Raw genomic sequence first — 25,028 nt, 5'->3', positions numbered from 1 at the left:
ACGAGCGGTGCGGGACACGCCGGGGCGCCCCGAGGCCTGGTCACCGCCCGTCCTAGGACCGATGGTGGCAGGCGCCGGAGCGCCCCATGAGGAGTTCTCGGTTTTGGCCCGGGTTTACCGGATCAGCCCCGTTCGCGCTGGTCGGCGGGGTCGCTGAGGAGGCTGGCCGGGGAGACCGGCTCCGGCGCGGGGAGCCCCTGCGGCGCCTTGCCGCCGGTGGCCTGCGCCTCGGCGACGCGTACCTCGTCGTGGATCTCCTGCGCGGCGGCGGCCGCGGCCTGCGCCGCCTCGGCGGCCTCGCGCTCGACCTGGCTCGCGCCGTCGGAGGCCTCCGGCGACGGGACGTCGCCGACCATCTGGCTCAGCCCGCCCAACGCGCCGCCCATGCCCTCGAGGGCCTTGGTCAGCTCGGCCGGGACGATCCAGACCTTGTTGGCGGTGCCGTTGGCGATCTGCGGCAGCGCCTGCAGGTACTGGTACGCGAGCACCTTCTGGCTCGGGTTCGCCTGGTGGATCGCGTCGAAGACCGTGCGGATCGCCTTGGCCTGGCCCTCCGCCTGGAGGATCCGCGCCTGCCGGTCACCGTCGGCGCGCAGCACCGCCGCCTGCTTCTCACCCTCGGCGGTCAGGATCTGCGACTGCTTGTGCCCCTCGGCGTTGAGGATCGCGGCGCGGCGGTCCCGCTCGGCGCGCATCTGCTTCTCCATCGAGTCACGGATGCTCGGCGGCGGCTCGATCGCCTTGATCTCCACCCGGGTGACCTTGATGCCCCACCGGCCGGTGGTCTCGTCGAGCACGCCGGACAGGTGCCGGTTGATCTCCTCGCGGCTGGTGAGCGCCCGCTCCAGGTCGAGGGAGCCGATCACGTTCCGCAGCGTGGTGACGGTGAGCTGCTCGATGGCCTGGAGGAAGTTCGAGATCTCGTACGTCGCCCGGACCGAGTCGACGACCTTGAAGTAGAGGACCGTGTCGATCGAGACGACCAGGTTGTCCGAGGTGATCACCGGCTGCGGCGGGAAGCTGACCACCTGCTCCCGCATGTCGACCTTGGTGCGCACCGAGTCGACGAACGGCACCAGCAGGTTGAGCCCCGGGTTCAACGTGCGCTTGTAGCGGCCGAGCCGCTCCACCACGTCCTGGCGCTGCTGCGGCACGATGCGCACCGACTTCGCCAGGGTCACCACCGCGATCACCGCCACGGCTATCAGCAGGACCGGGAACACGAGTTCCATATGCTCACCTTTTCGCGTCGGGTAGCTCGCCGGGGGAAGAAACGTCGTCCCGCCACACCAGGGCGGTGGCGCCGCGTACCTGGATCACCTGCACCCGGTCGCCCGGGACGAAGACCTGGGTCGCGTCGTACGAGCGGGCCTGCCACAACTCGCCGTCGATCTTGACCAGGCCGTGGTCGGTGTCGACCCGCTCCAGCACGAGGGCGGTGGACCCCTCGATGGCCCCCACGCCGAACGGCTCCTCGCCGCCGGCCGACGTGGAGCGCCGGCGCAGCGCCGGGCGGACGCCCAGCACGGTCAACGCCGAGACCACGGCGAAGACGATCGCCTGGATCTCCACGGGGGCGCCCAGCGCCGCGGCGCCCGCGGCGGCGAACGCGCCGACCGCGAACATGATCAGGAAAAGCGTCGTCGTGAAGATCTCGGCGATGGCGAGCACCACGCCGAGCACGATCCACAGCACCGCGTCCACGTAACGATCGTGACACGCGAATGCCAGTGTCATCGAACTGTCATGTTGGCCTCCACCCCACGGCTTTAGCCGGGGGATCCCCGTAGCTAAGGCGTTTCAGGCCGTAGCCGTTGGGGTGGTTGGCGCTTCGTTGACCGCCCAGCGGCGAGGTCTCCACGCCCGATCACCGCAAGCCCGGCGGCGAGGATGTTCTTGGCCGCGTTCACGTCGGCGTTGTCCTGGTGCCCACAGGCGACGCACCGGAAGACCACTTGGCTCTCGCGGGACTGTCGGGCGACATGCGTGCAGGCATTGCAGGTTTGCGACGTGTACGCGGGGTTGACCTTGACAATGGTCGCCCCATGGTAGCGGGCGGCGTGCTCAATCTGGACCAGGAACGCCCCCCAGCCCTTGGCGAGAATGGCCCGATTCAGGCCAGCCTTCTGCCGCACGTTACGGCCGGGCTGCTCGAGGCTGCCCCTGGCGCTGGCGGTCATGTTCGCGATCCGCAGATCCTCCACGACGACCAAGCCGTGGTCGCGAACGAGCTGCACGGCGGTCTGCGCTGCGAAGTCAGCCCGCCGGTCGCGGATACGGGCATTGAGACGGGCAAACTCACCTCGGATCCGATCGCGACGATTCGACCGGCGGTTACGGCCATGCACCCGCAACGAACGGGACAAGCGTTGCTGCAACCGCTTCAGTCTGACCGTCTCGCCTGGGGTGACGAACCCCCGGTCGTGCCGGTCGCCGTCGGAGGTGACCACCGCCACAGCTACACCCCGATCGACGCCGACTGGCGGCTTCCCGTTGGGCGCCGACTCGGCCACGCCGTCCTCAACGCAGAACGAGATGTACCAGCGCCCACCGCGGCGCGAGACGGTAGCGTTGCGGACGGCGCCGCCGAGCGGCCGACTCCACCGGAACCGCACCGCTCCAAACTTCGGCAGCCGCACTTCACCCCACCGCCGACTGAGCCGACGCACTACGATCTGCTCGCGATCGGGAAACCGGAACGACGGCGCGGTACGCGACTTGGACCGCCACCGCACCTTCCACGTCCCATGCGCCTTGCAGGCCCGTTCCAGGTCCCGCAACGTCTGCTGCAGCACGTGCGACGGAGCGTCGGCCAGCCACGCGCAATGCGGGTCCTTCTTCGCCTCAGCCATCTGCCGAGCCTGGCCCACATAGCCGATGAACGCCCCACGTCGACGGTACTCACGGCGCTGCTCCAACGCCGTGTTCCACACTGCCCGGCACGCCGCACCAACCTGTTCGGCATAGGCGGCCTGCTCATCGGTCAACGCGAGCAGGTAACGACGGCCGGTCAACATTCAACGCCCCTGGCCTGCTCCACGTACTACGTCACCGTCGCCAGCGGGCGCCACCGTAGCCGCCAGAAGCACGAGTTGACCTACGACGCCGCCAGCCAGCAGCAAGCAACCTGAACCCTCCCGCAACCCCATGGCGGACACCCAGCCAGCGTACAGCTGAGCACGACCCGCCGTCCGTCCACAACTGACACGCGGGCCCTACGCCCAACGCCCGGTTCTGCGTGCTACGCATTTCGTGATCAGTAGGCTTCGGGCAGCCGCGCCAGGAGGAGAGCCTGTGTCCCTGCTGCCCGAGACCGCCCGCCGGATCGACACCCTGGTCGCCGAGGCGCAGTCCGCCGGACGTACGCCGTCGCTCGCGATCGGCCTGGTTCGGGACGGCGCGCTCGCCCACCTCGCCACCGCCGGCGACACCCCCCGCCCGGACGCCGACCTCCAGTACCGCATCGGCTCGATCAGCAAGACGATGACGGCGACCCTGGTCCTGCAGGAGCGCGACGCGGGCCGGCTGGCGCTGGACGACCCGCTCGACCGGCACCTGCCCGGCACCCCGGTCGGCGGGCTCACCCTGCGGCACCTGCTCGGCCACGCGAGCGGCCTGCAACGGGAGCCGGTGGGCTCCTGGTGGGAGCGGGCCGAGGGCGGGGACCTGGCGGCACTGCTCGCCGGGCTGCACGCCGACAAGATCGCCTACCCGCCGCACCGGTCGTACCACTACTCGAACCTGGCCTACGGGCTGCTGGGCGGCGTGCTCGAACGGGTCACCGGCACCGCCTGGGCGGACCTGCTGCGGCAGCGGATCCTGGAGCCGCTCGACATGCGCCGGACCACGTACGCCGCGACCGAGCCGTTCGCCCGTGGCTACGTCGTCCACCCCTGGACCGACACGCTGCGGGAGGAGCCCCGGACGGACACCGGCGCGATGGCCCCCGCCGGTCAGCTCTGGTCCACCGTGGCGGACCTGGCCCGCTGGGCGGCGTTCCTCGCCGACCCCGCCCCGGACGTGCTCACGCCGGAGACGGTGACCGAGATGTGCGCGCCGGTGGTGATCAGCGACCTGGAGTCGTGGACCGGCGGGCACGGTCTCGGCCTGGAACTCCACCGGCGCGGCGACCGTGTGTACGTGGGCCACGGCGGCTCGATGCCCGGCTACGTCGCCGCCCTCGCGGTGCACCGGGCGAGCCGCACCGCCGTGGTCGGCTTCGCCAACTCGTACGGCTTCCGCAAGGGCGGGATCGGCGGCCTCGCCCTGCGGCTGCTCGACCTGGTGCTGGACGCCGAGCCGGTGCCCCCGGCGCCCTGGCGACCCGCCGCCGCGCCGCCGGACGAGGTGGCCCGGCTGGCGGGGCGCTGGTGGTGGATGGGCGTGCCGATGGACGTCACCTGGGAGGCCGGCGAGCTGGTGGCCGCCGTACGCGGCGAGCGGGTCAGCCGGTTCGCCGTGGAGGGGCCGGACCGCTGGCGGGGCCGCTCCGGGCCGGAGGACGGTGAGATCCTGTCGGTGCTGCGCGACGGGGCCGGCGCGGCCGTGGCGCTGGACATCGCCACGTTCGTCTTCACCCGCAGCCCGGACGAGGAGCCGTGAGGTCTCGGCGGCGTCGGACCGGCTCAGCGCCAGGGCCGGGCCGGCCCCCGCGACGTGCCGGGCGGCCCCTCAGTCCTCCGGCTCGGTGACGAAGTCGATCAGGCGCTCCATCGCGTTGATCAGTGGTGTCTCGACGTCGGCGAAGCTGTCCACCCGGGAGAGGATGTGCCGCCACATGTCGGCGGGCTCGGCCACGCCGAGAGCGGCGCAGACCCCCTCCTTCCAGGGCCGGCCGGGCGGCACCACCGGCCACGCCGCGATGCCCAGCGCCGCCGGCTTGACCGCCTGCCACACGTCGACGTAGGGGTGCCCGGTCACCAGCACGTACGGGGAGGTCACCCGGGCCACGATCCGGCTCTCCTTGGAGTTCGGCACGAGGTGGTCGACGAGGACGCCGAGCCGCCGGCCCGGGCCGGGCGCGAAGTCGCGGACCTCCGCGTCGAGGGCGTCGATGCCGTCCAGTGGCTCCACCACGACGCCCTCGATGCGCAGGTCGTCACCCCAGATCCGTTCGACGAGGGCGGCGTCGTGGATCCCCTCCACCCAGATCCGGCTGGCCTTGGCCACCTGGGCGCGGACGTTGTCCACAGCGATCGAGCCGGAGGCGGTGCGCCGCCGGGCCGCCGGCACCGTGGGGCGTGCCGGACGGCGCAGCGTCACCGGCCGGCCGTCGAGCAGGAACGCCGCCGGCAGCAGCGGGAAGTTGCGCCGCCGCCCGTGCCGGTCCTCCAGCACCACCGCGCCGGACTCGAAACCGACGACGGCCCCGCAGAAACCCGAGTCGGCGTCCTCGACCACGAGGTCGATCTCGGCGTCCACCTCCGGGGTGACCTTGCGCCGCCGCCAGTCCCCCGCCAACACGTCCTGGTCGTACCGCCCCACCATGCCGATCACGCTAACGACCCGTGCCCGCGTCCCGCTCCCGCCACGCCGCCCGCCCGCCCGGCCCTCGTCGATCACGAAGTTGCGGTGCCTGACAAAGGCCACGGAACGCCAGAAACGTCCACCACAACTCCATGATCGGTGAGAGTGGGACGAGCAGGGCGCGGGAGACCGACGGCACGGGCGGCAGTCGAGACAGGGGCGGTCGTCAGCACGTACCCTTTCGGCATGTCCACCCCCGCAGCGGGCGCCGCCACCATCGCGCCGCGCCGGTCCAGCCGGTTCGTTGCCTGGGTACGCGCGTGGCGCGCCGGGCTGGTGCCCTTCGACGAGGTCGCCGACGCCATCGCCGGTGACGAGGAGCACCTGGTCGCGGACGCCCCCGGCACCTGGACCGACGTCCCGCTGCCCGAGGCCCTGCCCACCCTCGCCAAGCTCTCGCCGGACGAGATCCGCCTGGTGCTGCCCGCCCCGGGTGACCCGCGGGGGCTGCCCGGGCCGGGTGACTTCGCCGGTGCGGCGCTGCTCGCGGGCGAGGCGGTGGTGGCCGGCGCGCTCGGCCTGATCCCGCAGGTCCGCACGCACACCTCCGGCTCCGGGGACACGTTCGAGACGGTGCTGTGGCGGGTCTACCCGCTGCCCGCCGACGCCCCGGCGGCGTCGCTCGCGCTGCCCGGCGCCGCCGAGGCGGAGGCCGAGCTGGCCGCCGCGCTGGCCGAGACCACCGCGGCACTGACCCGGCTGGACGTGGCGCAGTGGCGCCCCGAGCTGGCCGGAGCCCTGGAGGCGCTGCGCCGCCCCGACGGCACCACCGACCTGCCGCCCGGTTTCGACCCGCGCGCCCGCCGGCTGTTCGCCCGCGCCGCCGTACTCGACCGGGTGCTCGCCCTGGCCGGGCACGCCGCGCCCGGCGGCGCGATCAACAACTACGAGGCCCAGCAGCGCGACGCCGCGTTGCGCCCACTGACCACCGCCTGCCGGCAGGCGCTGGTCGCCGCCTGCAACGCCCCGCTGCGCGCGTAGCCCACGCCGGCCCCACCGGTCCGGTCGCCGCGTCCGCCCCGCGTGCCGTACTCGCTTGGCACCGGCCCGGCCTGCGTGTTCGCCTCCGCGCCGGCCCGGCCTGCCGTGTTCGCTCCGATCGGGTCGCCTCTCCGGCCGGGCGACATACCCGTCGGCCCCTTTGCTCTGCTTCAACCCACGCACCGGTTCCGGCACAAAACCGTTGCGTCCGTTGAAGCAGAGCAAAGGGAGGGACGCGGGACAGTCGGGGACGGCGGAGCGAGGGGCCACCCGAGGGTGCCGGCGGGGTCTCCGGCGATCCTTACGTCCCGTACGCCGCTAGGAAGACCCGCACCGCCTCGTCGGCCCAGCGGTGCAGGTCCGCCTCGGGGAACGTGTCGCGGACGCCGAACATCGCCTCGTTCAGCGGGATCGACAGGATCAGGTAGTTGAGGTGCTGCGCGGCGAGCAGCGGGTCGGGCGCGCGCAGCAGCCCCCGCTCGGTGAGCCGCGTGATGACACCGGCGAGGGTGGCGTGGGCGCGCTCGGGCGCGGCGCGGTGCCAGGCGCGGGCCAGGTCGGGGAAGCGGCCCGCCTCGGCGATGAGCATCCGCCGCAGCTGGATCAGGTGCGGCCGGGTCACGCCGACGATGTGCTCACGGGCGAACGCCCCCAGGTCACGCGGCAGGTCGTCGGACTCGGCGAGCGCGTCGACGAACGCCGAGCCGGCCTGTTCGGCGTCGGCGACCGCCCGGGTGAACACCGCTTCGAACAGGGCGTGCTTGTCGGCGAAGTGCGCGTACACCGTCACCTTGGACGCGCCGGCCCGGGCGGCGACACGGTCCATCCCGGCGCCGACGTAGCCGTGTTTCAGGAACTCGGCGAGGGCGGCGTCGAGGATCGTCCGCCGTTTCAGGTCTTTCCGCACACCAAAACTGTACTGTACCGTTCAGTTCATGCCCACGGTCACCTCGCGGGACGGCACCCGCATCGCGTACGAGAGCACCGGGTCGGGGCCGCCGCTGGTCCTCATCGACGCCGCCGGCCACTTCCGGGCCAACAGCTCCCTCCGCGAACTCGCCGACCAGCTCGCCCCGGAATTCACCGTCCTCCGCTACGACCGCCGCGGGCGCGGCGACAGCGCCGACACCCCGCCGTACGCGCCGGCACGGGAGGTCGAGGACCTCGCCGCGCTGGTCACGGCGGTCGGCGCACCCGCGTCGCTGTACGGATACTCGTCCGGCTGTCTCCTCGCGCTGCACGCCGCGGCGGCCGGCCTCGACGTTCACCGGCTGGTCCTGCTGGAGCCGCCGCTCGACCCGGCCGAGGACTCCGCCGAGCAGCGGGCGTTCACGGCGGCGCTGCGAGAGTCGTCCGGCGAGGACACCGTCGCCTTCTTCCTGACCGGCATCGGCGTGCCGGAGGAGATGGTGGCCGGCATGCGCGGCTCGCCGCACTGGCGGGCCATGGCGTCGGTCGCGCACACCTTCGCGTACGACAGCCAGCTCAGCGAGGAGACGACGGCCGCGCTGCTCAGCCGCGTGACGGTGCCGACGCTGGTGCTGGACAGCGCGGGCAGCAGCGGCGATCTGACCGGCATGGCCGCCACCGCGGCGGCGATGCTGCCGAACGCCGTCCACCGCAGCCTCCCCGGCGAATGGCACCAGGTACCGGCGGAAACGCTTGCGCCGGCGGTCGCCGACTTCCTGCGGTAGCCGGCCTCAGACCTCGTCGATCAGGTCGGCGACGGAGTCGACGATCCGCGACGGCCGGTACGGGTACCGCTCGGCCTCGGCGCGGCTGCTGATGCCGGTGAGCACCAGGATCGTCTCCAGCCCGGCCTCCAGGCCGCAGAGGATGTCGGTGTCCATCCGGTCGCCGATCATCGCGGTGGACTCGGAGTGGGCGTTGATGGTGTTCAACGCCGAACGCATCATCATCGGGTTGGGCTTGCCGACGAAGTACGGCTCCACACCGGTCGCCTTCGAGATCATCGCGGCGACCGACCCGGCGGCGGGCAGCGCCCCCTCCACCGAGGGGCCGGTCGCGTCGGGGTTGGTGCAGATGAACCGGGCCCCGTCGTTGATCAGCCGGACCGCCTTGGTGATCGCCTCGAAGCTGTAGGTGCGGGTCTCCCCCAGCACCACGTAGTCGGGCGCGAAATCGCTGAGCACGTAGCCGACCGCGTGCAGGGCCGTGGTCAGCCCGGCCTCGCCGATGACGTACGCGGTGCCGCCCGGCCGCTGGTCCGCCAGGAACTGCGCGGTGGCGAGCGCGGACGACCAGATCGCCGACTCCGGGACGTCCAGCCCCATCCGGGCCAGCCGCGCCTGGAGGTCCCGCGGCGTGTAGATCGAGTTGTTGGTCAGCACCAGGAACGGCTTGCCGGAGGCGCGCAGCTTGGCGATGAACTCCGGTGCGCCGGGAACCGGCTGGCCCTCGTGGACCAGCACGCCGTCCATGTCGGTGAGCCAGCTCTCGACGGGCTTGCGGTCAAGCATCGTGATTCCCAGGGGGTGTCGGGCCGCCGGGGCGGTCAGGAGGGGCGCCGGGCGGGGACGCAGCAGGCGGTCGGGCAGGTGTCCCACATGGGCAGCTCGCCCAGTCGGCGGCGCAGCGTCGCGCCGGCCGGGTCGGTGCGTTCGCGGACCAGTTCGCGCACCATCGCGACGAACCGCGGGTCGGTGCCGGGCGTGCGGGCACGGACGAAGTCGAGACCGAGCTGCTTCGCCGTCTCCAGGGCCTCGGTGTCGAGGTCCCACACCACCTCGAGGTGATCGGAGACGAACCCGATCGGGCTGACCACCACGCTGGTCACCCCCTGCTCGGCCAGCGCGCCCAGGTGGTCGTTGACGTCCGGCTCCAGCCACGGCACCTGCGGCGGGCCGGACCGGCTCTGCCACACCAGGTCGTACGGCAGGTCCGGGGCGGCGGCCGCGTGCACCAGCCGGGCGGTCTCGGCGAGCTGCGCCTCGTACCGGCCGCCGTGCGGGCCCGCGGTGGCCGCCGCCGAGACGGGGATCGAGTGGGCGGTGAACACGATCCGGGTGCTCTCCCGCTTCGCCGGGTCGAGCTGGGCCAGCGCCGCCGTCACCGCGTCGGCGTGCGGCTCGACGAAGCCGGGATGGTCCCAGAACTGCCGGAGCTTCTCGACCACCGGCGCGTCCGGGCCGACGGCGGCGCGGGCGGCGGCGATGTCCTCCTGGTACTGCCGGCAGGACGAGTAGCCGCCGAACGCGCTGGTCACGAACGCCAGCGCCCGCTTCACCCCGTCGTCGCGCATCCGGGCCACCGTGTCGGCGAGCATCGGGTCCCAGTTCCGGTTCCCCCAGTAGACCGGCAGGTCGACGCCGTTGGCGGCGAAGTCCTCCCGGATCGCGGCGAGCAGCTCACGGCACTGCTGGTTGATCGGCGAGACCCCGCCGAAGTGCAGGTAGTGCTCGGCGACCTCGGTCAGCCGCTCCGGCGGCACGCCCCGCCCCCGGGTCACGTTCTGCAGGAACGGCATCACGTCCTCGGGCCGCTCCGGCCCGCCGAAGGAAACCAGCACCACCGCGTCGTACACCATGGTCCCATTCTTGCCCGCGGCCCGGACCGGGCAGACGACGCCCCCGATTCCGGGCGTTAAGAAGGGGCCCCGCCTCTACCGGAGACGTTAAGAAGGGGCCCCTCCTTTCAGGCGCCGAGGGCGTGGTAGCCGCCGTCGACGTGGACGATCTCGCCGGTGGTGGCCGGGAACCAGTCCGACAGCAGCGCCAGGCAGGCGCGGGCGGCCGGCTCCTGGTCGGTCAGGCTCCAGCCCAGCGGGGCGCGCTCGGTCCACGCGTCCTCGAACTGATCGAAGCCGGGGATCGACTTCGCGGCGATGGTGCGCAGCGGGCCCGCCGCGACCAGGTTGCTGCGGATGCCCTGCTTGCCGAGGTGCAGCGCCAGGTAGCGGGAGGCCGACTCCAGCCCGGCCTTGGCCACGCCCATCCAGTCGTAGACCGGCCACGCCTTCGTCGCGTCGAAGGTGAGACCGACCACCGCGCCGCCGGGAGACATCAGCGGCAGCGCGGCCATGGCCAGGGACTTGTAGGAGTACGTCGAGACGTGCAGCGCGGTCGCGACGTCCTCCCAGGGGGCGTCGAGGAAACCGCCGCCGAGGCAGCTCTGCGGGGCGAAGCCGATCGAGTGGACGATCCCGTCCAGGCCGTCGACGTGCTCGCGTACCTTGTCGGCGAGCCCCGCGAGGTGCTCGGCGTTGGTCACGTCCAGCTCGATCACGGGCGCCGGCTCGGGTAGACGCTTCGCGATCCGCTCCACCAGGGAGAGCCGGCCGAAGCCGGTGAGCACGACCTGGGCGCCGTTCTCCTGGGCGAGCTTCGCCACCGAGAAGGCGATCGAGGCGTCGGTGATGACCCCGGTGACCAGCAGCCGCTTACCGGCCAGCAGTCCTGACATGTCGGTGTGTCCTCCGTGCTTTCTCAGTGGCCCATGCCGAGGCCGCCGTCGACCGGGATGACCGCGCCGCTGATGTACGCCGCGGTGTCGCTGGCCAGCCAGGTGACCACGCCGGCGACCTCGTCGGCGGTGGCGAACCGGCCCGCCGGGATGGCCTTGCGGTACTCGGTGCGGCGCTCCTCGGGCAGCGCGGCCGTCATGTCGGTGTCGATGAAGCCGGGCGCGACGACGTTTGCGGTGATGTTGCGGCTGCCCAGCTCGCGGGTGATCGAGCGGGCGACGCCGACCAGGCCCGCCTTGCTGGCCGCGTAGTTGACCTGGCCCGGGCCGCCGTACAGGCCGATCACCGACGAGATGAAGATCATGCGGCCCCACTTGGCGCGCAGCATCCGGCCGGAGGCGCGCTTGGCGCAGCGGAACGCGCCGGTCAGGTTGGTGTCCAGGACGCGGGTGAACTGCTCCTCCGACATCCGCATGAGCAGCGTGTCGTCGGTGATGCCGGCGTTGGAGACCAGCACCTCAACGGCCCCCAGCTCGGCCTCGATCGTCCCGAACGCCGCGTCCACCGAGTCGTAGTCGGTGACGTCGCAGCGGACACCGAACAGCCCCTCGGGCGCGTCGCCGCTGCGGTGGGTCACCGCCACCCGGTCGCCCTGCTTGACGAAGGCCTGCGCGATGGCCAGGCCGATCCCCCGGTTGCCCCCGGTGACCAGGACGGTACGGGCCACGGTTCCCCCTCTGCTCAGCCGATCTCCACGTCGGTCGGAGCCTAGGGGTTACCGGTAGGTAAGCGCTAACGCCGGAGACGTCGTACCTGGTCAGCGGGGGTGTGAAGGACGCCACGTCCGGCCGGGCGGACGGGTGTCGTCGGCCGGTCGGCCGAGTGCGCGCACCGCCGGCGGCGGGTGTACGATGATCCCCGTTTGCGAGCCGGGAACCGGCTCGCGTTTCGGGCCCCGCCGACCGCAGGAGGTGATCGCTGTGCGAGATAGCGATCCTCCCAGTCGTGGCCGGGACCCCCGTCAGCCCCGCTGAGCCCTGACCCGCCAGCCCGGCTGACCAGCCCTGCTCCCCGCACCGTCCGACCCGGCCGCCGGCCGGGACGACCGCTGGTGTCGGCCGGAGCCGCCCGGTCACGACTTCGTGTGCGCGTTCTGACCCATCCCCGCGGGCTGCCACGCCCGCGCCCAGTCGCCACCGGAGCCGATCCCATGAGCCGTTACGTCGCCCCGCTGGGCTTCACCCTGGCCGCCGTCTGGGTGGCCGTCCTCTTCGTCCTCGCCAACGGCGGCCACTGACCCGCCGCGCCGGTCCAGGACCGGTCGCCGCCATTCGTCGGCGGCGGGCCCTGGACCGACGCGAGTCGTCCTAGAGGATCCGGGACGACCACAGCAGGCTCGCCGCCCCCGCGCAGAGCGCGAACAGCAGCGCCACCCCCGCGTACCACTGGGTGACCTCACGGGGCTCGGTCCGGAACCCGATGGACGAGCCCATGTCCTGGTAGACCTGCTTGAGTTCGCTCACCGACGCCGCCTCGTAGAAGTACCCCTCGGTCGTCTCCGCCAGGTCCGCCAGGGCCAGCCGGTCGACCGGCACCCGCTGCAACTGGCCACCGATGTCCACCTGGCCGCCGTCGGTGCCGAAGGCGATGGTGGAGACCGGCACGTTGGCCGCCTGCGCCGCCGCCGCGGCCTCCTCGACCGACCGTCCCGAGGTGCGGTAGCCGTCGGAGAGCAGCACGATCCGCGCCGGGGGAATCCCGGCGGCGCCGTCGGCCGGCACCGACCGGATCGCCTCCAGGCACGTGAACACGGCCTCCCCGGTCGCCGTGGACTCGGCCAGCACCAGGCCGTCGATGGCGGCCGTCACGGCCTGCCGGTCCTTCGTCGGGGACACCAGCACGTTGGCCGCCTTCGCGAACGAGACCAGGCCGAGGTTGTAGCTGTCCGGCAGTTCGTCGACGAACTGCTTCGCCGCCTCCTGGGCCGCCGCCAACCGGTTCGGCGCCACGTCGTCGGCCTGCATGGACAGCGACACGTCGATCGCCAGCATCACGGTGGCCCGCTCCAGGGGCTCCCGGGTGTCCACCGCGGGCCGGGCCAGGGCGGTGGCCAGCACCAGCAGGGAGAGCAGGAACGCCGCCGCGGGGACGTGCCGGCGCCAGCCCAGGCCCTTCGGCGCGAGCGTACGCAGCAGGTCCACATTGGTGAAGCGCATCGCGTACGCCCGGCGGTGCAGCTGCCGCCACACGTAGAACGCCGCGAGGGCGAGCACCGGCAGCACGGCCAGCAGCCACCACGGTTGCAGAAAACGGATCATCGTGTCGTCCCCCGGGTGCGGGCGTGCCGCTGCGCGGCGACGAAGCGCACCATGTCCAGCAGCCAGTCTCGGTCGGTGCGCAGTCGTAGGTGGGCGGCGCCGGCGGAGCGCAGCGCGGCGGCGATCTCCGCCCGCTGGGCCGCGGCGGCCTCGGCGTACCGGGCGCGCAGCCGCGGATCGGCGGTCTGCACCTCGTGGAGTTCGCCGGTCTCCGGGTCGACCACCGGGAGCACGCCGACGTCGGGCAGTTCCAGCTCACGCGGGTCGACCACCTCGACGGCCAGCAGGTCGTGGCGGACCCGGAGCTTCCGCAGCGGGCGGACCCACTGCGCGGGCGGCGCGAGAAAGTCGGAGACGACCACGGCCACGCCCCGCCGGCGGGGCGGCCGGTTCAGCATGTCCACGAGCACGCCGAGGTCCCCGCGCCCGGGGCGGATCTCGGTGCCGGCGATCGCCCGTAGCAGACCCTGCGCCTCCTTGCGCCCGGAACGGGCGGGCAGCCGGGTGAACAGGCCGGGCCCGGGCGCCGGCGGCCGGCGTCGCCGACCACCCGCGGCGGGCTCGTCACCGGTGCCGACGACGGCGCCGATCCGGTTGCCACCGCGCACGGTCAGGTGAGTGAGGGCGGCGGCCGCGGCCACCACCACGTCCCGCTTCAGCCAGCGGCCGGTGCCGAAGTCGAGGCTCGCCGACAGGTCCACCGCGAGCCACGTCTCCAGCTCGCGGTCGGCCACCGTACGCCGCACGTGCGCCGTCGTCGTCCGGGCGGTGACCGGCCAGTCCATCCGGCGTACGTCGTCGCCGGGGCGGTACTCGCGTGACTCGCCCGCCTCGCTGCCCGGGCCGGGCAGCAGCCCGACGTAGTCGCCTTGGAGGAGGCCGTCGAGCTTGCGGGTGACGAGCAGTTGCAGGCGCGACAGGGCGGCCTCAGAGCGGTCGCGGGGGGTGGCGTCGGGGGGCCGACGGGTGGGTGAGGTCACGGCCGCTGCCCGGGCCAGCCGGCGCCCGGCGGCGCGGCGGCCGGTGTCGGCGTGGCCTGCTGCCGCGGAGCGACCGACGGCAGCGGGATGGTCGCCATCACGCGGTGCACCACATGGTCGGCCGGCACGTCGTCGGCGAGCGCGTCGTAGCTGAGCACCAGCCGGTGCCGGAGGATGTCGGGGGCGATGTCCTGCACGTCCTGCGGCAGCGCGTAGTCGCGGCCGCGCAGCAGCGCCAGGGCCCGCGTGGCGCGGACCAGGCCGAGGGAGGCGCGCGGGCTGGCACCGTACTGGATGAGTTGCGCGACGTCGGGCATGCCGTGCTCGGCCGGGCTGCGGGTGGCCAGCACCAGCCGGACCGCGTAGTCGACCAGCGCGTTGTGCACGAAGACCTGGTCGGCCTTGCGCTGGAGGGCGACCAGGTCCGGGGTGTCGAACACCGGCGTGGGCTCCGGGGGCGCGACGCCCATCCGGTACACGATCTCCCGCTCCTCGGCGTCCGTCGGGTACCCCACGATGATCTTCATGAGGAAGCGGTCGCGCTGCGCCTCCGGCAGCGGGTAGACACCCTCCTGCTCGATCGGGTTCTGGGTGGCCATCACGAGGAACGGGTCGGGCACCCGGTGGGTCTCGCCGCCGATCGACACCTGCCGCTCGCTCATCACCTCCAGCAGCGCCGACTGCACCTTGGCCGGTGCGCGGTTGATCTCGTCCGCGAGCAGGAAGTTGACGAACACCGGCCCCAGCTCGACGTCGAACTTCTCGCTGGACTGCCGGTAGATCCGGGTGCCCATGATGTCGGCCGGCACCAGGTCGGGCGTGAACTGCACGCGCGCGAACGTCCCGCCGACGACCTTCGCGAGGGTCTCCACGGCGAGCGTCTTCGCGACGCCCGGCACGCCCTCCAGCAGGCAGTGGCCACGGGCGAGCAGCGCGACCATCATCCGCTCGACCATCCGGTCCTGCCCGACGATCACCCGCTTGATCTCGAACAGCGCCCGCTCCAGCAGCGTCGCGTCCTCCGCCGGCGTCGTCGCCGGGGTGGGTGTCTCCGGGCCCGCCCCGTCGGGGGTCGTGGCGTCGGGCGTGGTCGGCTGGGCCACCGGTCCTCCACAGCATGATCGGTTGTCGGGCGTGGTGCGTTACAAGACTGACATGCCCGGCTGAGCACCGAGGTGATGAGAACCCGATTTCCGCCACGCCGTCCGGTGTCCCCGAATCGCCGATCACGGGTGGACAGGAACGGGGCCGGCACGTGCACGATTCACCCCGTCGCCGGGCGGCTCCCCCCGTGGCCGCCCGGCGCTCATCTTCTCCTCCCCGCCACCCTAGACTGGCCGGGATGGACACCCCCGCACCCGACGCCCTGGTCTGCTCGGCCCGTGGCTGCCGCGCCCCCGCGGAGTGGGCACTGCGGTGGAACAATCCGCGCCTGCACGACGCCGCCCGGCGCAAGACCTGGCTGGCCTGCGCCGACCACCGCACCTCGCTCAGCGACTTCCTCGACCTGCGGGGCTTCCTGCGTGAGGTCGTACCGGTGGCCGGATCGCCTACCCTCGAAGCGTGAGCGCGCACAACGGATTCCCGCGGTGAGCGGTGACGACCGCGCCGGGCCGCCGCCCGCGCCGACCGACCCGCCCTCGGCCCCGCCCGGCCGGCCACCGGCCCCGCCCGGCCCGCCCACGGCGCCGCCCGGCCCGCCCACGGCGCCGCCCGGCCGGCCGCCGGCCGGCCCGCTGGAGCCGTGGCCGGAGACCGTCCGCTGGCAGTCCGTCTCGTCGAACCTGATCTGGGTCGAGCTGCTGCGGCTGGCCGCTCTCCTCCTCGTCGTCATGGCGCTGCTCGCCATCGGCTGGGCCCTCAGCGGCAGCGGGCTGTTCGGCGCGGCGGTCGCGGTGGTGCTGCTGCTCGGCTGCCTGCGGGTGGTCGCCATCGTGCGCGCGGTCCGCGCCTGGGGGTACGCCGAACGCGAGGACGACCTGCTGGTCCGCCACGGCCTGCTGGTCCGCCGGCTGTCCATCGTCCCGTACTCGCGGATGCAGTTCGTCGACGTCAGCGCCGGCCCGTTGGAGCGCGCGTTCGACCTGGCCACCGTCCAGTTGCACACCGCCGCGGCGGCCAGCGACGCCCGCGTGCCGGGGCTGCCTCCGGCCGAGGCGTCCCGGCTGCGTGACCGGCTCACCGCGCTCGGCAGGGACCGGGCGGAGGGCTTGTGAGCGACCGCGCCGAGCGGGGCCCGGAGGAGGTCCGGCCACCCGCCCCGGAGCCGCACCCCGCTCCCTACCCACCCTCCGGCGCCGCGCCGCACCACGGCGCCTTCCCGACGCCCGGACCCCATCCGGCGGCTCCCGGCCCCGGCCTCCCGGCCGGCCAGGCGGAGCCCCGGCACCGGCTGCACCCGCTGTCCCCGGCGCTGCACGGCGCCAAGTCCCTGGTGGTGGTGATCGCCGGGCTTTCCTGGTCGACGCTGTCCCGGGTGGGCCTCGGCTGGTTCGCGGTGATGGCGGCGGTGCTCGCGCTGGGCGCCACCGTGCTCGCGGTGATCAGCTGGTACAACACCGGTTACCACGTCGTCGGCCGGGAGCTGCGCGTCTACGAGGGGCTGCTGTGGCGGCGTACCCGCGCCATCCCGTTGGAGCGGCTCCAGGCCGTCGAGGTGGTCCGGCCGCTGCTCGCCCAGCTCACCGGTCTCGCGGAGCTGCGCCTGGAGGTGGTCGGCAGCGGCAAGACCGAGGCGCCGCTGGCGTACCTCAGCGTCGCGGACGCGGCGGCACTGCGGCAGCGGCTGCTCGCCCTGGCCGGCCGCGCCCCCCAGGACGTCGCCGCACCGGAGGCCCCGGCCGAGGGTGCGGCGCCCGGCGACGCGGCCGTCCCGCCGGGCCGGCCGCTGCACGCCGTGCGCAACCAGGATCTGCTGCTCAGCCAGTTGCTCACGCCGCAGGCCTTCCTGGTTCCGTTCGGCGTGGCGTTCGTGGTGGCGCAGTTCCTCTCCGAGGGTTCCTGGTCGTTCATCGCGGTCGCGAGCACGCTGACCGCCATGGCGGGCGTGCTGCTGCAACCGATCCGCCGGGTGCTGGACGACTGGAACTTCCGGCTCGCCCGGGACGCCGGCACACTGCGCGTCCGCAACGGGCTGCTGGAGACCCGCGCACAGACCGTGCCGCTGCACCGGGTGCAGACGGTCGGGGCGACCTGGCCGCTGCTGTGGCGGGTCAAGGGGTGGCTGCGGCTGCGGCTGGAGGTGGCCGGCTACGCGGTGGGCGAGTCCGACGAGCGCAACCGGCCGGACCGGCTGCTCCCGGTCGGCGACCTGCGCACGGCGGAGACGATCCTCGCCGAGGTGCTGCCCGGGGTACGCCTCGGCGAGCTGCCGCTGACCCGACCGCCGGCGCGGGCCCGCTGGCTCAACCCGCTCAGCCGGCAGGTGCTCGGCGCGGGGCTGCACGGGAAGGTCTTCGCCGTCCGGTCGGGCCTGCTCACCCGACAGGTGGTCGTCGTGCCGTACGCCCGGATCCAGAGCGTGCGGGTCGTGCAGGGGCCGGCGCAGCGGCGGCTGCGGCTGGCGACGGTGCACGCCGACACGGCCGGCGGCGCCGGCGCCGCCGCGCAGGACCGGGACGTGGCCGAGGCGTGGGCCCTGGCGGCGGAGCTGACGGCCCGGTCGCACGCCGCGCGCCGCGCCGGCTGACCCCCGCGGTCAGCGGCCGGCGGACACCGCGCCGTCGCCCGCCGCGGGCACCTCGCCGGCCACCGGCCCGTCGAGGGTACGCCCGGAGCGCGGGTGCGGGATGGACCACGAGCGCTGGGTACGCCGGCCGCGCCGCGCCGCCCACCAGCGCTCCCCCAGGCCGACGGCGAGGAAGGTCATCCCCACGTACGCCCAGCCGACCAGCACGTCGATCACGTAGTGCTCGCCGCAGTAGACCAGGGTGAACGTCATGGCGAGGGGGTACGCGAGCAGCAGCGGCCACCACCGCTTCCGCGTCGCGCGCAGGAAGAACAGCACGACGAACAGGGCGAACGCGGTGTGCAGCGACGGCATCGCGGCGACCGGGTTCGAAGCGATCTGACCGGCGTTCAGCAGGTTGCCGGCGCCGTGCAGGCCGAACGCCTTCCAGCCCCGGGTGGAGATCCGGGCGACCTCCTCCAGCAGCCCGTTCTGCGCCGCCCACCAGGGCGGGGCCGCCGGGTAGAGGAAGTACGTCACCAGGCCGGTGGCGCAGAGGAAGCCCCAGCGGCGCATGAAGGCGGCCCACCGCCCCCGGTCCCGCAGCCAGAGCACGGCGGCGGCGGCCAGCGCCACCACGAAGTGCGAGAAGTAGACCCAGCTGGCGAGGACGTCCCACCACCGCACCTCGGGCTGGTACAGGTGCTGCTGGAGCCAGACCGTCGGGACCTGCCCGCCGGTGGCCCAGCCGAACATCAGCCGGTCGGCGACGATCAACTCGTACGCGTGCGGCGTCGCCCCGTTGTCGGCGAAGCCCCGGGACAGGTTGTAGACGACGAGCAGCAGCACGACCGGCAGCCAGTCCCGGGCGAAGCGGAGGTGGCTGCGCCACGGCCGGGTGGAGTTCCACGCGACCGTCGCGGCCCAGATCCACAGGAACGCGTACGCCGGGTCGGTGGGCAGGCCGATGAGAAGCCAGCCGGCGACGAAGCCGACACTCCAGAGGGTCATCGCCACCACGCGGCGACGTCCGCCCTCGGCCACCGGGGTCGGGTCGGTGCGGGCGGGAGGCTGGGGGTCGGTCGCGACAGACATCGCGGTCAAGGTTAACGGCGGTCGCCGTGGAGGCGGACGGAGGACCACCGGGAGTTGACGTCCGTGGTTTCCGGCTCAGGCGTGGCCCGCCGCAGCCGCTGCGGGCTCCTACAGGAGTCGCTTAGGCTGTGGACATGCAGGAGCAGCCCTTCACGGCGGGGTTGACCGCCCGCGTCGAGCTGACCGTCACCGACGCCGACACGGCGCAGGCGGTGGGCTCCGGGGACGTGCCGGTGCTCGGCACGCCGCGGGTCCTCGCGCTGGCCGAGGCGGCCACGGTGGCGGCGACCGCCACCCGGATGCCGAGCGGCTCGACGACCGTCGGGGTGCGGGTCGAGTTGGAGCACCGGGCGGCCACGCCGGTCGGGCGGACCGTGGTGGCGCGCGCCCACCTCGCGAAGGTCGACGGGCGGCGGCTGCTGTTCGAGGTGTCCGTCACCGACGGCGACACGACGGTCGCCGACGGCCGGGTGGAGCGGCTGCTGGTCGACCGGCAGCGCTTCGTGGAGCGCGCCGCACAGCCGTCATGACCGGCCGCTCCGCCCCCGGCCACTTCGCCACCGGTCGTTTCGTCGAGGTCGCCGACCGGGTGCACGTGCTGTGCGAGCCGCTGCTGCGGGTCAACGTCACGCTGGTCGTGGGCGACGGCGCGGCGCTGCTGGTCGACACCCTCTCCACGGCCCGGCAGGCGGCGGAGCTGGCCGAGGCGGCGCGGGCGGTCACCCCACACCCGTGGACCGTGGTGAACACGCACCACCACTTCGACCACTGCTTCGGCAACGCGACGCTCGCCGGTGAGCCACCCCGCCCGGTGTACGCGCACGAGCTGGCCGCCGCCGCCATGCGCGAGCCGGACCGGCTGCGCCGGGAGGCGTACGAGGAGATGCGCGACGAGCAGCCGGCGCTGGCGGACGAGCTGGCCGGCACCGACCTGCTGGCGCCGACCCACACGGTGCACACCGAGACCACGCTCGATGTCGGTGGCCGGCGGGTGGTGCTGCGCCACCCCGGTCGCGGGCACACCGCCGGGGACCTGGTCGTGCACGTGCCCGACGCCGACGTGCTGGTCGCCGGGGACCTCGTCGAGCAGAGCGGGCCGCCGGCCTTCGAGGAGTCGTACCCGTTGCAGTGGCCGGAGGCCGTCGCCGACCTGCTCCGGATGACCACGGCCGCCACGGTGGTCGTCCCCGGGCACGGCGATCCGGTGGATCCCGAGTTCGTCCGGGCCCAGCATGCGCAGCTCGCCGACCTGGCGTGGCTCATCCGCGCCGGCCACACCGGCGGCGCACCGCCGGAGCGGGTGGCCGCGGAGTCCCCCTTCGGCGCCCGCCCGGCCCTCACCGCCACCCGCCGCGGCTACGCCCACCTAAACGGCACCCCCTAACCCCCACCCACCACCCACCCCACCCGGCGGCCGGGGGGTGCGCGTTGATCATGGAGTTAGCGGGTGGTTTGGAGATCGAACCACCCGCTAACTCCATGATCAACGGGGACGGGGGGGGCGGGGGTGGGGGGTACCGCGCGTGCCGTCAGCCGGCGAAGCGGTTGACCACCTCGGCGCGGGAGGGCATCGCGGTGGCGCCGCCCCGCGACTCGCAGACGAGACCGGCGACCCGGAGCGCGAAGGCGACCCGCTCGTGCCACCCGGCCGGCTCCACGGGCTCGCCGTCGGCGAGGAGGTCCGCGACGAGCGCCCCCATCACCGCGTCGCCGGCGCCGGTCGCGTCCACCGCGTCGACCTTCGGCGCGGGTACGCGTACCGGATCGCCACCGGCGGGGGCGACCACCGCGCCGGCGGCGCCGAGGGTGACCACGACGGTGCCGGCGCCCAGCTCGCGCAGGTACGCGGCGACGCCCTCGACCGGCTCGCCAGGGTAGAGCAGGGCGGCGTCGGCGCTGCTCAGCTTGACCAGGTGGGCGCCGGCGGCGAACTCGGCCACCACCGCCCGCAGCCCGTCCAGCGCCGCCGGCCCGGCGAGCAGCCGGGGCCGGACGTTCGGGTCGAACACCCGCAGGCCGGTGGCGAGGGACCAGGCGTGGCGGGCGGCGGCGAGCGTCGCCGGGTGCAGCAGGACGATCGAGCCGCAGTAGGCGACGCCCGCACCGGCCACCAGGTCGGCGTTCAGGTCGTCGACGGTGAGCAGCGCGTAGGAGGGCGGCTCCCCGTAGAAGCGGAAGTCCGGCTCGGGACCGGTGTAGGTGGCCACCGCGAGCGCGGTCGGCGCCGGCGCGGTGACCGCGCCGGCCAGGCCGACGCCGGAGCGGCTGAGGAAGTCACGGATGCGGGCGGCCAGTGCGTCGTCGCCCAGCGACCCGACGAACTGGACCTCGCCGCCGAGCCGCGCCACGGCGACCGCCACGTTGAGCGGCCCGCCGCCGACGGCCTGCCGGTAGACCGGCTCGCCGTCCCACTCGGCGTCGAGGAGGTCGACCAGCGCCTCGCCGAGCACCACCGCGTATCCCATCCGGTCCTCCGTCCGCCGAACCCTTCCGCGCCCACCGTAGCCGGGTCGGAGGGTCCCCACTCGGCGGCTGCGCCGCAGCAGGCCACCTCCTGATGATCCGGGCGCCGGGGCGGCCCGTTCTACACATCGAGCAACGGCTATTGCACCGGGCCGGTCGTCCGTGATGGGATGGCGCATGCCGGGCGGTGCGGGGGCTGCCGCACCGCCGGCGCCGGGACATCACGCGAGGGCACCGGTCCGCGAGGCGGACCGCTGCGGCGCGCGTGCCCGCATCTCCTGCCGCACGCCCGCCGCGACCGTCGTGACCGCTCGTCGCCGCGGGCCGGCCGTGCCGCCCGCGCGTCACCCGCGGGGCGGTCCGCGCCCCGCGAGTCAGGAGTACCCGTGTCCCACCGTTCCCGTACGGCCGCGCTGCTCACCGCGGCCGCGACCCTCCTCGTGGGCGCCGTCGCGCTCACCGCCGGTCCCGAGCCGGCCGCCGCCCACGGTGCCGCCATGACGCCGGGCAGTCGGACCTTCCTCTGCTGGAAGGACGGCCTGACGGCCACCGGAGAGATCCGCCCGAACAACCCCGCCTGCGCCGCCGCGGTGGCCCAGAGCGGGGCGAACTCGCTCTACAACTGGTTCAGTGTGCTGCGCTCCGACGCGGGCGGCCGAACCGTCGGCTTCATCCCGGACGGCCAGCTCTGCAGCGGCGGCAACTCCGGGTTCCGCGGCTACGATCTGGCCCGCACCGACTGGCCGCTGACCCACCTGACGGCCGGCCGGACGATGGAGTTCCGCTACAGCAACTGGGCGCACCACCCGGGCACCTTCTACTTCTACGTCACCAAGGACAGCTGGAGCCCGACCCGTCCGCTGGCCTGGAGCGACCTGGAGGAGCAGCCGTTCCTCACCGTCACCAACCCGCCGCAGCGGGGCGCGGTGGGCACCAACGACGGCCACTACTACTTCACCGGCGCGCTGCCGGCCAACAAGAGCGGCCGGCACATCATCTACTCGCGGTGGGTCCGCTCGGACAGCCAGGAGAACTTCTTCGGCTGCTCGGACGTGACGTTCGACGGCGGCAACGGTGAGGTGACCGGGATCGGTTCCGGCGGCACCACCCCACCGCCGAACCCGACCACGCCGCCGCCCAACCCCACCACTCCCCCGCCGAACCCCACCACCCCGCCGCCGCACAGCGGCGACTGCATGGCGGTCTACAAGGTGGTCAACTCGTGGTCCGGCGGCTTCCAGGGCGAGGTCGAGATCATGAACCACACCACCTCGACCTGGTCGGGGTGGACGGCCACCTGGACCTGGCCCAGCGGGCAGACGATCACCCAGGTCTGGAACGGGACGCACACCGGTTCCGGGTCGTCGGTGACCGTGACCAACGCGTCGTACAACGGCACGCTGGCACCCGAGGGAAGAACCACGTTCGGCTTCCTCGCCAACACCACGGGCACCAACACCCTCCCGACGGTCACCTGCACCGGTCGCTGACGCCCGGGGCCGGGTTAAGAAGGGCCCCCTGCTATGCACCAGGCGTTAACAGGGGGCCCTTCCTTACACCTCAGCGGACCATGCTGCCCACCACGGGCTTGGTGAGCAGGGCGGACTGGTTGCGCTGGATGCCCGGGTCGAGGGTCTTCGCGACGAAGATCGCGTGCCAGATGCAGAAGATGAGCACCGTCCACACCTTGCGGGAGTGGTCCGCCTCCTCCCGCTTGTGCTCCTCGAGCAGGCGCAGCGCGTACGACAGGTCCAGCAGGTCGCCCGCGCCGGAGGTGGCCAGCACGTGCCGGGCCCACTCGTACATCTCGCCGCGCAGCCAGACCCGGGTCGGCGTGGGGAAGCCCAGCTTCTTCCGGTTGACGATGGCCGGCGGCACGACCCCCTGCAGCGCCTGGCGCATCGCGTACTTCGTGGCGTCGGAGCGGGGCGGGAGCTTCAGCTCGACCGGGATCTTCGACGCGACCTCGAAGACCTCGCGGTCGAGGAAGGGCACCCGCACCTCCAGCGAGTGCGCCATCGAGATCCGGTCGGCCTTGACCAGGATGTCGCCGCGCAGCCAGGTGTAGAGGTCGACGTACTGCATCTTGGTGACGTCGTCGAGCTCCGTGCACTCGGCGTAGATCGGGGCGGTGACGTCGGTGTAGCGCACCGAGGGGTCGTACCGGCGCAGCAGCTGCTGCTTCTCCTCCTCGGTGAACATCCGCGCGTTGCCGTAGTACCGCTCCTCGATCGGGGTGGTGCCGCGCTCCAGGAAGCTCTTGCCCTTGACGCCCTGCGGGATGGCCTTGGACACCGCCCGCAGCCCCTTCTGCACGCCGCCGGGCAGCCCGTTGACCGTGCTGAGCGACAGCGGCTCCCGGTAGATCGTGTAGCCGCCGAAGAACTCGTCCGCGCCCTCGCCGGAGAGCACCACGGTGACGTGCTCCGCGGCCTTCTTCGCCACGAAGTACAGCGGCACCAGCGCCGGGTCGGCGACCGGGTCGTCCAGGTGCCAGACGATCTTCGGAAGCGCCTCGATCATGTCCTGCGGCCCGATCTTGGTCGGGATCGTGGTCACGTCGAGGTGGCGGGCCGACTCCTGGGCGACGTCGATCTCGGAGTAGCCGGGGACGTCGTAGCCGACCGTGAAGGTCAGGATGTTCGGGTTGAACTCGCGGGCGAGGGCCACCACCGCGGTGGAGTCGATGCCGCTGGACAGGAACGAGCCGACCGGCACGTCCGAGCGCATGTGCATCCGGACGCTCTCCCGCAGCGTCTCCCGGATCTCGTGGTAGAGCTTCTGCTCGTCCGGGACCGGGGCGGGCCGGAAGACCGGCCGGTACCAGCGGCGGACGTCGATGCGATCGCCCGGCGTCCAGGTCAGGTACTCGCCGGAGCCGATCCGGCGGATGCCCTGGTGCAGGGTGCCCGGCTCGGGCACGTACTGGAGGGTCAGGTAGTGACTGAGGTTCGCCGTGTCGATGCCGGCGTCACCGGCGTAGTTGGCCGGTGCGAACGGCAGCAGTGCCTTCTTCTCGGAGGCGAGGTAGAGGCCGTCGGCGGTCTCCAGGTAGTGCAGCGGTTTGATGCCGAAGTAGTCCCGGCCGCCGAACGCGCGCCGCTCCTGCCGGTCCCAGATGACGAACGCGAACATGCCCCGCAGCCGCGTGAGCACCCGCTCACCCCAGTAGTGGTAGCCGGCGACGATCACCTCGCCGTCGCCCGCCGTGGCGAACTGCGCGCCGAAGTCGCGGGCCAACTCCTCCCGCAGCTCGATGTAGTTGTAGATCTCGCCGTTGAAGGTCAGCAGGTAGCGCCCGTTCGCGTACGGCAGCGGCTCGTGGCTGGAGGCCACGTCGATGATCGCCAGCCGCTTGTGGGCGAACACCCCGTCCGCGTACCGGCCGGTCGCGTCGCCGACCACCTCGACCCCGGTCTCGTCCGGGCCGCGGTGGTGTAGGCATTCCAACGCCCCGGCGATGTGGTCGCGGTGGGCGGCGGCGTCGCCGCGCGCGCTGAAGAAGGCCAGGAGTCCGCACATGGTCGTCATCTTTCCACGCGTCCGTCACAGCCGTCGCGGCCGTCCGGCGAACC

Annotated in this window: 25 protein-coding genes; 10 read left to right on the top strand and 15 right to left on the bottom strand. The window is 73.3% G+C overall.

Going from position 1 to position 25,028, the window contains the following annotated elements:
• Positions 1-122 precede the first annotated feature (122 nt).
• From ACN26Y_RS17580 to ACN26Y_RS17570, 3 genes are all read right to left on the bottom strand, one after another.
• The gene (locus ACN26Y_RS17580) at positions 123-1,232 is read right to left on the bottom strand and encodes an SPFH domain-containing protein (RefSeq protein WP_155331304.1); all 1,110 of its coding nucleotides are present in this window, start codon (positions 1,230-1,232) and stop codon (positions 123-125) included.
• A gap of 4 nt (positions 1,233-1,236) precedes the next feature.
• The gene (locus ACN26Y_RS17575; RefSeq protein WP_422733035.1) at positions 1,237-1,704 is read right to left on the bottom strand and encodes an NfeD family protein; all 468 of its coding nucleotides are present in this window, start codon (positions 1,702-1,704) and stop codon (positions 1,237-1,239) included.
• Positions 1,705-1,790: 86 nt separating this feature from the next.
• The gene (locus ACN26Y_RS17570) at positions 1,791-3,017 is read right to left on the bottom strand and encodes an RNA-guided endonuclease InsQ/TnpB family protein (RefSeq protein WP_155331302.1); all 1,227 of its coding nucleotides are present in this window, start codon (positions 3,015-3,017) and stop codon (positions 1,791-1,793) included.
• 277 nt (positions 3,018-3,294) lie between these two features.
• Here ACN26Y_RS17570 and ACN26Y_RS17565 point away from each other — a divergent pair, with 277 nt between their 5' ends.
• Complete coding sequence (locus tag ACN26Y_RS17565) at positions 3,295-4,602, top strand: serine hydrolase domain-containing protein (RefSeq protein WP_422733034.1); 1,308 nt, start codon at positions 3,295-3,297, stop codon at positions 4,600-4,602.
• 69 nt (positions 4,603-4,671) lie between these two features.
• Here the strand turns inward: ACN26Y_RS17565 and ACN26Y_RS17560 are convergent, their stop codons facing one another.
• The gene (locus ACN26Y_RS17560) at positions 4,672-5,487 is read right to left on the bottom strand and encodes a DUF3097 domain-containing protein (RefSeq protein ID WP_155331300.1); all 816 of its coding nucleotides are present in this window, start codon (positions 5,485-5,487) and stop codon (positions 4,672-4,674) included.
• 225 nt (positions 5,488-5,712) lie between these two features.
• On the opposite strand from ACN26Y_RS17560, the gene ACN26Y_RS17555 reads away from it, so the two are divergent.
• Positions 5,713-6,507, top strand: coding sequence for a hypothetical protein (locus tag ACN26Y_RS17555; RefSeq protein ID WP_155331299.1), 795 nt, complete (start codon positions 5,713-5,715; stop codon positions 6,505-6,507).
• 301 nt (positions 6,508-6,808) lie between these two features.
• On the opposite strand, the gene ACN26Y_RS17550 is transcribed toward ACN26Y_RS17555, so the two are convergent.
• Entirely contained in the window at positions 6,809-7,414 is a 606-nt protein-coding gene (locus tag ACN26Y_RS17550) for a TetR/AcrR family transcriptional regulator (RefSeq protein ID WP_155331298.1), read from the bottom strand.
• A gap of 28 nt (positions 7,415-7,442) precedes the next feature.
• Between ACN26Y_RS17550 and ACN26Y_RS17545 the strand changes: the two genes are divergently transcribed.
• Entirely contained in the window at positions 7,443-8,201 is a 759-nt protein-coding gene (locus tag ACN26Y_RS17545) for an alpha/beta fold hydrolase (RefSeq protein WP_422733033.1), read from the top strand.
• Positions 8,202-8,207: 6 nt separating this feature from the next.
• On the opposite strand, the gene ACN26Y_RS17540 is transcribed toward ACN26Y_RS17545, so the two are convergent.
• The 4 genes from ACN26Y_RS17540 to fabG all read right to left on the bottom strand — a co-directional run bounded on the left by ACN26Y_RS17540 (position 8,208) and on the right by fabG (position 11,657).
• Entirely contained in the window at positions 8,208-9,074 is an 867-nt protein-coding gene (locus ACN26Y_RS17540) for an HAD-IIA family hydrolase (protein ID WP_196255872.1), read from the bottom strand.
• Positions 9,023-10,054, bottom strand: a complete 1,032-nt coding sequence (locus ACN26Y_RS17535) for a ferrochelatase (RefSeq protein WP_155331295.1) — start codon at positions 10,052-10,054, stop codon at positions 9,023-9,025. The genes ACN26Y_RS17540 and ACN26Y_RS17535 overlap by 52 nt, the downstream gene beginning before the upstream one ends.
• A 107-nt stretch (positions 10,055-10,161) precedes the next feature.
• The gene (gene fabI, locus ACN26Y_RS17530) at positions 10,162-10,929 is read right to left on the bottom strand and encodes an enoyl-ACP reductase FabI (RefSeq protein WP_155331294.1); all 768 of its coding nucleotides are present in this window, start codon (positions 10,927-10,929) and stop codon (positions 10,162-10,164) included.
• A gap of 23 nt (positions 10,930-10,952) precedes the next feature.
• Positions 10,953-11,657: a beta-ketoacyl-ACP reductase gene (gene fabG / locus ACN26Y_RS17525; RefSeq protein ID WP_155331293.1), complete on the bottom strand. Its 705-nt coding sequence runs from the start codon at positions 11,655-11,657 to the stop codon at positions 10,953-10,955.
• 417 nt (positions 11,658-12,074) lie between these two features.
• On the opposite strand from fabG, the gene ACN26Y_RS17520 reads away from it, so the two are divergent.
• Positions 12,075-12,227 carry a hypothetical protein gene (locus ACN26Y_RS17520; RefSeq protein WP_155331292.1) on the top strand — a complete coding sequence of 51 codons (153 nt, stop codon included), beginning with the start codon at positions 12,075-12,077 and terminating at the stop codon, positions 12,225-12,227.
• Between the two features lie 70 nt (positions 12,228-12,297).
• On the opposite strand, the gene ACN26Y_RS17515 is transcribed toward ACN26Y_RS17520, so the two are convergent.
• From ACN26Y_RS17515 to ACN26Y_RS17505, 3 genes are read right to left on the bottom strand one after another with little or no spacing between them, the layout of a single operon-like run.
• Positions 12,298-13,248, bottom strand: a complete 951-nt coding sequence (locus ACN26Y_RS17515) for a VWA domain-containing protein (RefSeq protein ID WP_155331291.1) — start codon at positions 13,246-13,248, stop codon at positions 12,298-12,300.
• Positions 13,245-14,246, bottom strand: coding sequence for a DUF58 domain-containing protein (locus tag ACN26Y_RS17510; protein WP_155334135.1), 1,002 nt, complete (start codon positions 14,244-14,246; stop codon positions 13,245-13,247). Before ACN26Y_RS17510 ends, ACN26Y_RS17515 begins: the two co-directional genes overlap by 4 nt.
• Complete coding sequence (locus ACN26Y_RS17505) at positions 14,225-15,331, bottom strand: AAA family ATPase (RefSeq protein WP_155331290.1); 1,107 nt, start codon at positions 15,329-15,331, stop codon at positions 14,225-14,227. The genes ACN26Y_RS17510 and ACN26Y_RS17505 overlap by 22 nt, the downstream gene beginning before the upstream one ends.
• 239 nt (positions 15,332-15,570) lie before the next feature.
• On the opposite strand from ACN26Y_RS17505, the gene ACN26Y_RS17500 reads away from it, so the two are divergent.
• Genes ACN26Y_RS17500 through ACN26Y_RS17490 form a run of 3 tightly spaced genes read left to right on the top strand, consistent with a single transcriptional unit; the run spans position 15,571 to position 17,916 of the window.
• Positions 15,571-15,795 (top strand): hypothetical protein, encoded by a 225-nt coding sequence (locus ACN26Y_RS17500; RefSeq protein WP_155331289.1) that lies wholly within the window; start codon positions 15,571-15,573, stop codon positions 15,793-15,795.
• A 22-nt stretch (positions 15,796-15,817) separates the two neighbouring features.
• A complete protein-coding gene (locus ACN26Y_RS17495) occupies positions 15,818-16,444 on the top strand; it encodes a PH domain-containing protein (protein ID WP_370463341.1) in 627 nt (208 codons plus the stop codon).
• Positions 16,441-17,916, top strand: a complete 1,476-nt coding sequence (locus ACN26Y_RS17490; protein ID WP_422733032.1) for a PH domain-containing protein — start codon at positions 16,441-16,443, stop codon at positions 17,914-17,916. Before ACN26Y_RS17495 ends, ACN26Y_RS17490 begins: the two co-directional genes overlap by 4 nt.
• Before the next feature lie 9 nt (positions 17,917-17,925).
• On the opposite strand, the gene ACN26Y_RS17485 is transcribed toward ACN26Y_RS17490, so the two are convergent.
• Positions 17,926-18,990 carry a phosphatase PAP2 family protein gene (locus ACN26Y_RS17485; RefSeq protein ID WP_422733031.1) on the bottom strand — a complete coding sequence of 355 codons (1,065 nt, stop codon included), beginning with the start codon at positions 18,988-18,990 and terminating at the stop codon, positions 17,926-17,928.
• Positions 18,991-19,124: 134 nt separating this feature from the next.
• Here ACN26Y_RS17485 and ACN26Y_RS17480 point away from each other — a divergent pair, with 134 nt between their 5' ends.
• Together ACN26Y_RS17480 and ACN26Y_RS17475 are read left to right on the top strand one after the other, a co-directional pair.
• Entirely contained in the window at positions 19,125-19,520 is a 396-nt protein-coding gene (locus tag ACN26Y_RS17480) for a thioesterase family protein (RefSeq protein WP_422733030.1), read from the top strand.
• A complete protein-coding gene (locus tag ACN26Y_RS17475) occupies positions 19,517-20,374 on the top strand; it encodes an MBL fold metallo-hydrolase (RefSeq protein ID WP_366604056.1) in 858 nt (285 codons plus the stop codon). Before ACN26Y_RS17480 ends, ACN26Y_RS17475 begins: the two co-directional genes overlap by 4 nt.
• A 145-nt stretch (positions 20,375-20,519) precedes the next feature.
• Here ACN26Y_RS17475 and ACN26Y_RS17470 read toward each other — a convergent pair whose 3' ends face one another.
• The gene (locus ACN26Y_RS17470) at positions 20,520-21,455 is read right to left on the bottom strand and encodes a PfkB family carbohydrate kinase (protein ID WP_155331284.1); all 936 of its coding nucleotides are present in this window, start codon (positions 21,453-21,455) and stop codon (positions 20,520-20,522) included.
• Positions 21,456-21,839: 384 nt separating this feature from the next.
• On the opposite strand from ACN26Y_RS17470, the gene ACN26Y_RS17465 reads away from it, so the two are divergent.
• Positions 21,840-22,943: a lytic polysaccharide monooxygenase gene (locus ACN26Y_RS17465; RefSeq protein ID WP_366602212.1), complete on the top strand. Its 1,104-nt coding sequence runs from the start codon at positions 21,840-21,842 to the stop codon at positions 22,941-22,943.
• A gap of 70 nt (positions 22,944-23,013) precedes the next feature.
• On the opposite strand, the gene asnB is transcribed toward ACN26Y_RS17465, so the two are convergent.
• A complete protein-coding gene (asnB, locus tag ACN26Y_RS17460) occupies positions 23,014-24,975 on the bottom strand; it encodes an asparagine synthase (glutamine-hydrolyzing) (protein ID WP_422733029.1) in 1,962 nt (653 codons plus the stop codon).
• Between the last annotated feature and the right edge of the window lie 53 nt (positions 24,976-25,028).

Origin of the sequence: Micromonospora sp. WMMD558 (assembly GCF_049315255.1) — a bacterium.
Classification (GTDB): domain Bacteria; phylum Actinomycetota; class Actinomycetes; order Mycobacteriales; family Micromonosporaceae; genus Micromonospora.
Note: the sequence above shows the minus strand (reverse complement) of the source record. Positions and strands in the feature narration are given on the sequence as shown.